At 51.7% G+C, this 12789-nt stretch carries 6 protein-coding genes; 5 read left to right on the forward strand and 1 reads right to left on the reverse strand.

Annotation, left to right across the window (positions count from 1 at the left end):
- Nucleotides 1–17 precede the first annotated feature (17 nt).
- Entirely contained in the window at nt 18–1559 is a 1542-nt protein-coding gene (locus ABFZ83_RS14375; protein WP_411817241.1) for an aldehyde dehydrogenase family protein, read from the reverse strand.
- 404 nt (nt 1560–1963) lie between these two features.
- On the opposite strand from ABFZ83_RS14375, the gene ABFZ83_RS14380 reads away from it, so the two are divergent.
- The 5 genes from ABFZ83_RS14380 to ABFZ83_RS14400 all read left to right on the forward strand — a co-directional run bounded on the left by ABFZ83_RS14380 (nt 1964) and on the right by ABFZ83_RS14400 (nt 12788).
- Nucleotides 1964–2608 carry a 4'-phosphopantetheinyl transferase family protein gene (locus ABFZ83_RS14380; RefSeq protein ID WP_411817242.1) on the forward strand — a complete coding sequence of 215 codons (645 nt, stop codon included), beginning with the start codon at nt 1964–1966 and terminating at the stop codon, nt 2606–2608.
- A gap of 110 nt (nt 2609–2718) precedes the next feature.
- A complete protein-coding gene (locus tag ABFZ83_RS14385; RefSeq protein ID WP_411817243.1) occupies nt 2719–4797 on the forward strand; it encodes an HAD-IIIC family phosphatase in 2079 nt (692 codons plus the stop codon).
- On the forward strand, nt 4794–7646 hold the full coding sequence (locus ABFZ83_RS14390; protein WP_411817244.1) for a type I polyketide synthase: 2853 nt from the start codon (nt 4794–4796) through the stop codon (nt 7644–7646). The genes ABFZ83_RS14385 and ABFZ83_RS14390 overlap by 4 nt, the downstream gene beginning before the upstream one ends.
- A gap of 35 nt (nt 7647–7681) precedes the next feature.
- Complete coding sequence (locus tag ABFZ83_RS14395) at nt 7682–10981, forward strand: aminotransferase class III-fold pyridoxal phosphate-dependent enzyme (RefSeq protein WP_411817245.1); 3300 nt, start codon at nt 7682–7684, stop codon at nt 10979–10981.
- A 19-nt stretch (nt 10982–11000) separates the two neighbouring features.
- Nucleotides 11001–12788, forward strand: coding sequence for a non-ribosomal peptide synthetase (locus tag ABFZ83_RS14400; RefSeq protein ID WP_411817246.1), 1788 nt, complete (start codon nt 11001–11003; stop codon nt 12786–12788).
- Nucleotide 12789 lies beyond the last annotated feature (1 nt).

A 12789-nucleotide genomic window follows, 5' to 3' on the forward strand; every position in this document is an offset into this window, starting at 1 on the left:
TTGTTTCCTTCCCGGTTTTAAGCACCGAATTCCACCCCTTGGGCAAGCGGTAATTCAGATGAGTAATTGATTGTGTTCGTCGCGCGGCGCATGAAGTTTTTCCATGTATCCGACCCCGCCGCGCGGCCGCCGCCAGTATTTTTCTCGCCGCCAAATGCGCCGCCAATTTCTGCGCCACTTGTGCCGATATTGACATTGGCGATGCCGCAATCACTGCCCGCAGCCGAGAGGAAATATTCCGCTTCACGCATATTATTGGTGAAGATTGCCGATGAAAGCCCTTGGGTCACACCATTATGCAGGGCAATCGCTTCTTCGATCGTGTCATAGGTTATGACATAAAGAATCGGCGCAAATGTTTCGTGTTTTACGATTTCCGTTTGTGCCGGCATGCGGACGATCGCCGGTTTGACGTAATAGGCATTGGGTAGACTGTCCGCCATAACCCGCTCGCCGCCCCACACGTCACCGCCTTCTTCCTTGGCTTTGGCGAGGCTATCAGACATACCTTTATAAGCGGCCTCGTCGATCAGTGGCCCGATATGGATGCCGCGTTCCTGCGGCTGACCAATGACGAGTTGGCTATACGCCTTCCGGAGGCGGTCACAGAACTCAACGGCGATTGATTTATGAATGATCAGCCTGCGCATTGATGTGCAGCGTTGACCGGTTGTGCCCACAGCGGCGAAAACGACGCCGCGAATAGCAAGCTCCATATCAGCTTCGGGGGTAACGATCGCGCCATTATTGCCGCCAAGCTCTAGGATCGACCGACCAAGGCGTGCACCGACGGTTGCGCTGACATGCTCACCCATGCGGCAACTACCCGTGGCGCTTACAATCGGAATTTGCTTGCAGGATGCGAGCATGTGACCGAGATCGGCACCGCCGATAATCACTTGCGCCAAATTATCCGGTGCCTGATCATATTGCGAAATCGCCTGTTGCAGCAGACCGTTCATAGCAATCGCGGTTAGCGGTGTTTTCTCAGATGGTTTCCAGATGACGCTGTCACCGCAAACCAGAGCGATCATTGCGCCCCAAGACCAGACAGCGACCGGAAAGTTAAACGCCGTAATCTGTCCGAAAATGCCAAGAGGGTGCCAGGTTTCAGCCATGCGGTGGTTTGGGCGTTCGGTCGCAATGGTCAAACCATAAAGCTGGCGCGATAATCCAACAGCGAAATCACAAATATCAATGACTTCCTGAACTTCGCCCAAAGCCTCTTCATGGGTTTTGCCGCAATCAAGGGTCACCAGCGCTGCCAGGGTGTCTTTATGGGTGCGAACATGTTCACAAAAGCGCCGAACCAATTCGCCGCGCAGCGGTGCGGGCGTGGTGCGCCATTTCAGGAAGGCCGCCTGTGCTCGATCTACCGTTTCGTTGAATTGGCTTTCTGACGTTGTCGCGAGGGTGCAAATCGCTTCCCCATCGCCGGGTGACGATTTAACAAGCTCGTCGCCGAGAAAATCGGCGAGCGGCACATTGAGTTTTTCAAATATGTCGCAAACGTCTTTTCGCGTTTCGATAGCTTTTGCATTGGCTGGTTGAGCGAGCATTCCGGTGTCCATATTGTTGAAAACAGTCACTTTTTTTACTGGTTTGGCCGGGCTTCCCCCCGCGCCAGAAGATCATCGTGCTGCTTTTTGTTAAAGCAAAGAATTTCTATTAAACTCCAAAAAATTCTTATCGGAAAAAAATTTCCTGTCAAGTTTTTGGAGGATTGTACTGCTGCTACAAACGCAAAAAAGCGCGTAAAAATGCGCCAATAACTTGAGAAAATGGTCTCAAAGTTTTGGTATTATTGCAAACTTCACTTGTTTAGCCGTAACAAACGTTACGGCCCAATCAAAACAGGTGAAATTTGGAAAAGTCGATGGGTGAATTCCGACCTGATTTTACATCCTTTGGGATAAGGGGCAGCGCCCCGGCCTTAGCCCCAAGGGACATTCATTGTTGGTTAGTGCCAATCTCTGGTCCCAGAACGGATGATACTGTCCTTGATGCGGATGAGCGCTCGCGCGCCGCACAGTTTCACTTTGAGAAAGATCGCAATCGGTTTGTGGCTGGCCGGGTTTGGTGCCGCGAAATATTGGGCCTTTATCTGGGGCAAGCGGCGGGAACGCTTACCTTCGAACGCCAAAGCGGCGGCAAGCCAATCGTGACCGGTGAGCCAATTTCGTACAATTTTTCGCGCTCGGGGGATTGGGGGCTCATCGCGATAAGCCAGCCTTCCATAATCGGGGTGGATATCGAGAAAATGCGGGCGACCGATGATTTGCCCTATGTCGCGCGGGGGCATTTTTCTTCGGCAGAGCAAGCCAGTTTGGCGAGGTTAAAGGGTGATCGTTGGTTCGATGGTTTTTTCGCCTGTTGGACGCGGAAAGAAGCGGTGGTCAAAGCAATCGGCGAGGGGATTTTGATGCCGCTTGATTGTTTCGATGTTTCGCTTGATCCAGCGTCGCCCGCGACGATAATTGATGCGCGAGCCGACGCGGCGGTTGCGCAGGGGTGGTCATTAATTGGGTTTCGGCCAGATGATGGATATTGGGGGGCGATCGCGACCAATATTCCGGAACCGAAACTAAGCTTTTATACGCCGGCATGAGTGCGGCCCGATTAGTGCATGGAAATTCACCGAATTTAGGCAATTTCCATAGTTGAACATTATGATGGTCGGGATAATCCGATTAATACGCCAGATGGACGGGGGAGAGAGTGACGTCAGGCACGAAGGATAGGCTTGTGGTATCAGCGACTTTTACCGCTGATCTGCTTAATGACGTCGGCAGCTTTCTTGCGCGCGACCTCGGGGTGCCGGGTGGTTTCGACATCGCAGCTTATGGTCAAGTCTACCAACAGCTATTGGACCCCGGCAGCGCTTTGCGCCAAAACGGCGACGGCGCGAATGTCCTGTGCATTCGATGGTGCGACCTAACGCAAACCGGAAAAAGCAAACAGGATTATCTCGATGCTGCGCACGAAATTAAGCGCGCGCTCGGTGATTTTACCCATCAGGTCCCGTGTTACGTCGTGATTTGTCCGCAACAAGGGCAAGAGGATTTTGCAAAGGCGGCAAGTAACCAATTGGCTGCGGCGGTCGAGACGATACCGCATGTGAGCATAGTGGCCGCCGTTGATATTTTTCGTGATTTTGAAGTTACAAAAGTTTTTGATATCCGAGGCGATAAAACCGCTCATATTCCGTACACCGAAGAGGCCTTTGCGGCGTTAGGGACTTTTCTATTCCGACAACACCACCAGCGGTCGAAAACGCCGATGAAAATGGTCGCGGTCGATTGTGACAACACCCTATGGTGCGGTGTTGTCGGCGAAGATGGGGTTGACGGAATTGTTCTCGACGAGGGAGCAATAGCGTTGCAACGAAGGCTCGTCGCGCTTTCCGAAGCGGGCGTGATCGTTTCGCTTTTGAGCAAGAACCAGGAAAACGATGTCAATGCGGTGTTTGAAAAGCGCGCTGATATGGTGCTTCAAAAAGCGCATATCCTCGATCAGGCGATCAACTGGAATAGCAAGGCGGAAAATCTTGCGGCATTGGCGTCGAAATATGGTGTTGGTCACGACGCCATCGTCTTTCTTGATGATAATCCGGTCGAATGCGGTGAGGTAAGTGCGCGCATGCCGGCTGTGCGTACGGTCCAGTTTCCGCACGATAGGCATCTGGTGCCGGACTTTGTCAATAATCTTTGGGCGCTCGACCATGTTGCGAATACCAGTGAAGATCGCAACCGTATTCAAATGTATCGCGACAATGCTGCGCGCGAAGAGGCGCTGCAGACGTCGAATTCTTTTGCAGAGTTTCTTGCCGGTTTGAAGCTGGAAGTTGATATCGAACCATTGAACGCAGATACCGCTAAGCGGATCGCGCAATTAACGCAGCGTACAAACCAATTTAACATCAATCTCAGACGATTAGAAATTGCGCAGCTTGAGCGCGAGACCGATCAACTATTTTCTGTGAGCGTGCGTGATCGCTTTGGGGATTACGGCATTGTTGGCGCAATGTCTGGAACCGCCAGAAACGATGTTTTTTCGGTCAATCTCTTTTTGTTGAGTTGCCGCGCTTTAGGGAAGGGCGTCGAGCATAAAATGCTGGCCTTTCTGGCGCAAACAGCCCTCGAACATGGATGCAAGAATTTGGTGGTCGATTTTCAACAAGGGCCGCGGAACCAGCCAGCACGTGTATTTCTGGAGACCGTATTTCAAACGCCGATCAGCGATGAGCGGCCGCTGCAGGGTGATATATCGGAATTAATTGGATTGACGTTCAGTCCGTCCGATAGCGTGCGTGACATAGAGGTTACGGGCAAAGCAGTATCGCGCAATGAAGGCGTCATTCCCGCCTATCAGGACATTGCCGAAATATTCACGACCGGTGCAAATATTTTGGCGGCAATGTCAGCGCGTCAGCGCGCGCGGCCAGAATTGTCCATCCCATATATCTCACCATCAACGAAAGTTGAGACAGAAATCGCGGCGATTTGGCAGGAAATATTGCGGGTGCAACCCGTTGGGATCAATGATGAGTTTCAGGACCTCGGCGGAAAATCAATTCACCTCGTCCGCATACATAGTTTGTTGGAAGAGCGATACGGCTACAAGGTCGATTTAGTCACGCTCTTTGCTCATTCGACCATCAAGAAACTCGCAGATCGCATCAATCAGGAAAGCCAGTTTCCGCTTAACGTGGAGTTTAGCGCCGCCAATCGCGCAGTAAAAATGCGCGCGGCCAGAAATAACAATCGACGCCGTTTAAGCCGAAAAGAGGCCGTATGAACACCGGCAATCTACATATCGAAAACCTCGCAGACAGCGATGACGTACCAACCGAAGGCATCGCTATTGTTGGGATGTCCGGACGTTTTCCGGGTGCGAAGAATGTCGATGCGTTCTGGGCGAACATCAAAAATGGTGTTGAATCGATTACGCATTTTTCGCCTGATGAATTAGAAATTACCGATCCGTCAGCAAGCGAAGAAGACGCCGGTAAATATGTTTGCGCCAAGGGAATGCTCGATGACATCGATATGTTCGATGCGCGCTTCTTTGGTTATTTACCGCGCGAAGCAGAGGTGATGGACCCGCAACACCGGATCTTTTTGGAGATCTGCTGGGAAGCGATGGAAAATGCCGGTTACGATGCGAAGCGCTATCCCGGTTCTGTAGGGGTTTATGGCGGCTGCTATATGGACACTTATATCCTATGGAATCTGTGTTCGGACGAAAGTTTCCGTGAACGGCTTGTCGAGTCAATTCAGGTTGGATCGCTGCAAACCGAACTCGGGAATGACAAAGACTATCTGGCAACGCGTGTCGCCTATAAGCTTGGGTTGCGCGGCCCCGCCATGACACTGCAGACAGCCTGTTCAACTTCGCTCGTCGCAATTGCGACGGCATGCCAAAGCATCGAAGCCTATCAGTGCGACATGGCCTTGGCAGGCGGCGTAACCATTATCCTTCCGCAGAAAAAAGGCTATTTTTATAAAGAGGGCGGCATGCTTTCGCCCGATGGTCATTGCCGTACATTCGACGAAAATGCGGCGGGGACAGTCTTTAGCCATGGGGCGGCGGTTGTTCTTTTAAAACGCGTAGAAGACGCAATCGCGGATGGCGACACAATTTACGGAGTCATTCGCGGTTATGCGACCAATAATGATGGCGGCGACAAGGTGAGTTACACGGCACCAAGCGTCGAGGGGCAGGCGGAAGTCATTTCTCTAGCGCTCGGCATGGCAGATATCGACGCACGCAGCATTGGGTATGTGGAGGCGCATGGGACCGCGACTCCGTTGGGTGATCCGATCGAGGTGGCCGGCCTGACGACAGCGTACCGTACAATGACGAATGATAATCAATATTGCGCTATCGGTTCGGTAAAAGCCAATCTTGGTCATCTAGATGTCGCATCGGGCGCGATCGGGCTTATTAAAACATCATTGGCGCTGAAGGATAAAATTCTGCCGCCGATGATCAACTTCAAAAAACCAAATCCAAAAATCGATTTCGAAAGCTCACCGTTCTTTGTGAACACTGAGTTGAAAACCTGGGATGAAACAGAGTGGCCGCGCCGTGCGGGCGTTTCGTCCTTCGGCGTGGGCGGCACGAATGCCCATGTGGTTGTTGAAGAGCCGCCGCGCGTTGTTCACGACGATCAAAAACGCGATGCTGAATTGTTCCTATTATCCGCGCGTTCGAAAGATGCCTTGGCCGCGCAAGCAGAACAACTAGCCGCCTTTTTGGAAAATGACGCAGACACACCGCTGGCGGATATCGCGCATACATTGCGAGTAGGGCGGCGTGAGTTTGAACATCGGAGAGCCGTTTCGGCGAAGGACCGTGATGATGCGATCACGAAACTAAGAGGGGTCACAGCCCCCGGTTTATCTGGCGTCGCCGTAACCAATAGCCCTCAATATGTTTTCATATTCCCCGGGCAAGGCGCGCAATATCCAGGCATGGGGGCAGACTTATATGCGACTGAGCCGGTATTTCGCGAAACGATTGATAAAGTCTCGGCGGTTCTACTCGAATTGCCGGATTTCTCCATCGACATAAGAAAATATATTCAGTGGACAGATCATGAAACCGCTTTGGCCGATGAATTGGCGCAAACCAAAATCGCACAGCCGGCGATTTTTGCGGTCGAAATCGCGCTTGCGCGGCTATTGCAGCATTGGGGCATCGCGCCATCAGCGATGATCGGCCATAGTGTCGGTGAATTTTCGGCGGCGGTTTTGGCGGGTGTCTTTTCTCTGGAGGATGCGACGCGATTGGTTGCTGCGCGCGGACGTTTGATGCAGGCCATGCCAAAAGGCCAGATGCTCGCGGTTATGGCAACGCGTGCGGAGGTTGAAGCGCTCCTTCCGAAGGCACTTTCGATCGCCGCGGTGAACGCGCCCGGCGCAACCGTTGTCAGTGGTCCGGAAAGTGACATTAATAGCTTCGTGGCCGCTCTTGAAGACAAAGATATCGGCACAAAAGCGCTTAAAACGTCTCACGCCTTTCATTCAACCATGATGGCCGATGCGCGCGCGCCCCTGGAAGCCTTGATCGCAGATTTACCGCGCGGGACGGCATCAATCGATATTTATTCCACCGAACGCGGGGCGCAAATCGATGGAGCAGCGTTCAGCGAACCATCCTATTGGGGTGAGCAGTTGATGAACCCTGTGCTATTCGCCGATGCCGTTATGGCGGCCGCAGAAGCTAATCAACATAGGGTCTTTATTGAGGTCGGTCCCGGTCAAACACTCAGCGCACTGTCAAAGCAATCGCTGACCGGAGAGCTAAAACGCCCGATTACGCCTGTGTTGGGTCCGGTCAATGCGTCGGGAAGTGATGTTGAAAATATTCTCGCCGGTCTAGGCCGAATTTGGGTCGCGGGCGGGACGCCGGATTGGGCAGCGTTCACTTTGGGCCAACGTCGCCGAGTTCCATTGCCAACTTATCCATTTGAGCGAAAGCGCTATTGGGTTGACCCGAAACAAAATCGGGCTGCAAGCGCAAGTGATGTGAAAGCCGAAGAGAAACCCGTCGGTTCTGCGAATCCGACCGAAGTCGAAGAATTAATACAGCGACAGCTTGGGTTGATTTCAACCCAATTGAACCTTTTGAAACAGCATTAGAATTGACTCATAAGAGCGAGATACGGGGAGTTTCGATGACCAATCAAGAAAACCAAGGAGGAAATCGTTCGTCGCGCATTTTATCGCGCTTGACGTCGATCGCCGCCGATTTATCCGGATATGACCCGAATGACCTCGCTGCCGACCAAACCTTTTTGGAATTGGGATTTGACTCGCTCTTCATGACGCAGCTCGCGACGTCGTTTCAAAAAGAATACAATGTCAAGGTGACTTTCCGTCAGCTGATTAGTGAGTACCCAACCTTAAGTGCAATTGCGGCCTTTCTTGATCAATCATTGCCAGAAGATAAAGAACCAGAACCAATTGCCGCAACTCCCGTTAAGGAACCAGCAGCACCGATCACACCAGAGGCTGCTGCCCCTGCGGAGAATATTCGCGTGAGTGGTGATTCTGGCGCACTTGCCGCGATATTTGCCGAGCAAGTGTCGCTGATGTCGAAACAGCTCGAATTGTTACGCGCGTCGAATGGCGCAAAGTCCATTGCGCCAAATCCAAAAATCGAACCAGCACCAGTAACTCCGGCGAAAGATGCGCCAAAAATTGCTGTTCCCAGCGGGTTTGGACCCAAGGTTGATGTGGCGGAAGGTGAGAATTCTAACCTGACAAAACAGCAAAAGGCGCATATCGATCAATTGGTCGCGCGCTATAACAAGCGTACTGCCGGTTCAAAAGCACAAACCCAGGCGGATCGCGCCCATCATGCGGACCCACGAACCGCGGCCGGATTCAACCCTCTATGGAAGGAGATGGTTTATCCGATTGTCGTCAAAAAATCGCTGGGCGCGCATTTATGGGATATCGACGATAATCAGTATATTGATATTCTGAATGGATTTGGGCCCAACTTCTTTGGGCATCGCGCGCCGTTTATAACCGACGCCTTAAAAGCGCAGCTCGACAGCGGCTATGAAGTCGGACCGCAAACACCGCGCGCTGGGGATGCAGCAAAACTTTTGTGTGAATTGACCGGGATGGACCGGGTGAGTTGGGTCAATACCGGATCCGAAGCGGTACAGGCGGCGATACGTATTTCTCGCACCGTAACCGGACGAGACAAAATCGTTGTGTTCAAAGGCGATTACCACGGTAACTTTGACGAAGTGCTGGTTCGCGGCGTGACGACCCCAAAGGGCGAGCCCAAGACGATGCCGCTCGCGCCCGGCATACCGTTTAAATCGGTCGAAAATGTTGTTGCGCTTGATTATGGCGAGGCCTCAGCTTTGGATTACATTCGCAAAAACGCGAATGAGATTGCGGCAGTCCTCGTTGAGCCAGTCCAAAGCCGCCGACCCGAATTCCAACCGAAAGAGTTCCTCCACGAATTACGGGCGCTGACACATGACGAAGGAATTGTGCTGGTATTTGACGAGGTCATCACCGGGTTCCGCATTCGCCCGGGCGGCGCACAGGAATATTTTGGCATCAAAGCGGACCTTGCGACCTACGGAAAGATTATCGGCGGCGGGATGCCTATTGGTGTTGTCGCCGGACGTTCCGAGTATATGGACACCTTTGATGGCGGCATGTGGCAGTATGGCGACAACTCCATACCATCCGCAGGCGTGACCTTTTTTGCGGGGACGTTCGTCCGTCATCCGATGGCAATTGCGGCGGCATATGCCTCGCTACAATATCTTCAGAATGCGGGGCCGGGGCTGCAAGAACGAGTGAACAAGCTCGCGACCCGTATGGCGACTGAACTCAATGACTTTTTCACGGAGCGAAACGTCAACATTTTCGTGGCGCATTTTGCGTCGCAAATGTTCATCCGTGTGAAAGAGGAATCGGAACTGGCGACCCTGTTTTTCTATCATATGCGGGATCGCGGGATTCATGTTTTAGAGCATTTCCCATCCTATATGACTGCGGCGCATACAGATGAAGACGTCGATAATATTGTCGCCGCGGCAAAAGACAGCATCCTGGAAATGCAGGCCGATAATATTCTCCAAAGGCCGCAGGGCGAGATCGGGCCCATCCCCGGTTGGTCACGGAAAATCCCACTGACAGACGCGCAAAAAGAAGTATGGATCGCATCCCAGATGGGGGACATGCAATCTTGTGCCTTCAACGAATCCGACTCGATCTCCATAAAGGGGTCGCTAGACGTGAATGCGTTTTGCAAATCGGTCCAGGATACCTTGAATAGCAATGAGGCATTTCGCTTCCGGATCAGCGCTGACGGTGAATATCAGGAGATCAATAGCGATCATCAATTGACCGTTGACGTGATCGATTTGTCGGGTGGGGCAAATGCGAATGAGCGATTGTCCACCTATCTTAAAGACCTCGCATTAACGCCCTTCGATTTGGAAAAAGGGCCGCTGGTGCGAGCGAAGCTATTCCGGCTAAGTGAGACGCATCACATTTTTGTTGTTTACTGCCACCACATTATCTTCGACGGTTACTCAGCGGACTTGATGATGCAGGAGATTGCTGGTCGTTATACTGGCGAGCGTAAAAACGATGGATCAGCGCTATTACCGTTTAGCGTCTATGCCCAACAGGTCACCGACGGCACAGAAAAACATAACGCCTATTGGTTAGAGGTCTTTGCTGACGGTGCACCGGAACCCTTGGATTTGCCGACTGACTATCCGCGGCCGCCAAAACGGTTGTTTAATGGAAGCACCGTGCATCGCGAATTGCCAAAATCGCTTTGCAATGGCGTAAAAGAAACCGCCAAAGCGCTGGGCGTTAGTCAATTCTCGTTGTTATTGTCGGCCTATTCGGCGCTGTTGTCGCGCCTTACAAGCCAGGAGGATATCGTTGTCGGTGTTCCTACGGCAGGGCAGGCGCGCGAAGAAATCGACACGATCGGTTATTGTGTCAATATACTTCCGGTACGAACAAAACCGGGTTTTGAAGATGATTTTGCAATTTTTGCAAAGGGCATTCAGAACGCCACTTTTGATGCGTTCAGCAACCAAAACCTATTGCTGAGCGATCTTGTGACTGCGCTCAATATTCCGCGTGACGCGAGCCGGCTTGCATTAATCGAAACTGTCTTCAATTTCAGCCGTTATTTTTCAGAAGTCTCGATTCCGAATTGCGAAATAACGGCGAGTGAAAATCGCAGATATGCTGTCTATCACGATATGTTTTTCAATATCGTCGATACCGGCGAACATTTAGTTATAGACTGGGACTATTCTTCCGACCTGTTCGAAGAGGAAACGATCAATCGCTGGATAGATCATTACGCAGCCTTATTGACGGATATTGTTTCAAATCCGGCCCAACGAATCGGTGACTTATCCTTGATCGCGCCGGAAGGCAGCGAGGGCATGATGTCTGTACCGTCAAACCCATGAGATTATTTGAGTAAGCATTATGTCCGTTGTGATCGACCCGAAAAAGCTGGAAACATGCGTCGACATGTTGATCGATGAGGTGGCGCAGGCCAATCCGGACCGTGTCGCGGTTAAATGTGGCGCGGTTGAATATACCTATCACGAATTAATGGCCCGCGCAGAATCAATTGCGGCAACGCTAAAAGAAAATAGCGTTATGCCCGGCGAATATGTCGGGGTGATGTTGGAACGGTCCTTTGACATGCTCGCGGCAGTATTGGGCATTATGCGTTGCGGCGCAGCTTATGTACCGCTCGATCCGGATTTCCCTGCAAAGCGCCTACAACATATGGTCGATGATTGCGGCGCAAAAATTGTTTTGACACAACAATCACTCACAGAGACCGGACCTAGCGGCAGTTTCGCGTTTGTTGTTGTAGAAAACGTCAGGCCAAATGCGGCCGAGCGTTCGCCGGTCAGGCCAAATGATCTTGCCTATATCCTTTACACGTCTGGATCGACCGGTCTTCCCAAGGGTGTGGCTGTCGAACATAAGAATGTGGTGAACTTTTTGCTGAGTATGGCGGAGAGCCCGGGGGTCACTGCAAACGACAAGCTTTTAGCGGTTACCACGCTATCTTTTGATATTGCTGGGCTTGAACTTTTCCTGCCGCTCATCACCGGCGGAACTGTGGTGATCGCAGAACGAAATGACGTTTTAGATGGTGATCAATTAAAAACATTGATCGCGCAAAACGACATCAATGTGATGCAGGCAACACCATCGACATGGCGGCTATTGTTAGAAGCCGGGTGGGAAGGCGGCCAAAACTTTAAAGCGCTTTGTGGCGGTGAAGCGCTGCCCCGCGACCTTGCGAAAAACCTTAGTGCCTGCGTGGGTGAGCTATGGAATATGTATGGGCCAACGGAGACAACGATCTGGTCGACCTGTTACAAAGTACCCGCAGCGGGTGAGCCTATTTTAATCGGTACACCAATAGCGAATACTTCGGTTTATATTCTTGATAAGGCCGGACGTCAGGCACCGCCGGGCATTCCCGGGGAAATATTCATCGGCGGACTTGGTGTGGCTCGCGGTTATTTAAACCGAGACGAGTTAACAAGCGAAAAGTTCTTACCGGATCCGTTTTCAAAAGTAGAAAATGCGCGCATGTACCGAACAGGGGATTTCGGACGATATCGGGCCAACGGCATCCTCGAATATCGCGAACGCGCCGATGCTCAGGTCAAAATCAGAGGATTTCGCGTAGAGCTGGGCGATGTCGAAAACGCAATCGCAAAGTGCGAAAATATTCAGCAAGCGGTCTGCAAGATAATTGAGCCAAGCCCCGGCGATACACGATTGATCGCATATATTAAATCCGGTGACATCGATTTAAGCGCCTTGCGCGAGGCGCTTTTCGAAATCCTGCCAAACTATATGGTTCCGCAACATTTCGTCATTGTCGATGACTTTCCGATGACGCCAAACGGAAAGCTTGACCGTCGCGCGCTGCCCGAACCAGAATTGCATGAGACAGAGATGGAGAATTACAAAGCTCTATCGACACCGACCGAGAAACTTGTTGCTGAGAGTTTTGCTCACGTTTTTGAGCTGGAGAAAGTCAGTGCGAACGCAAATTTTTTCGATTTAGGTGGGCACTCGATTTTGGCAATGCGGGTTTTGTCAATCTTGCGCCGGGCAATTTCGCCGCGCATTAATTTGCGGATGATATTTGATGCGCGGGATGTTGCCTCGCTTGCCGCAACGATCGATGAACTCGTTTCCGCAGATCAAAATGAAGAACGCGAAGAGTTGCTGTTTTGAC

Source organism: Hyphococcus formosus (genome assembly GCF_046736345.1).
GTDB lineage: Bacteria > Pseudomonadota > Alphaproteobacteria > Caulobacterales > Parvularculaceae > Hyphococcus > Hyphococcus formosus.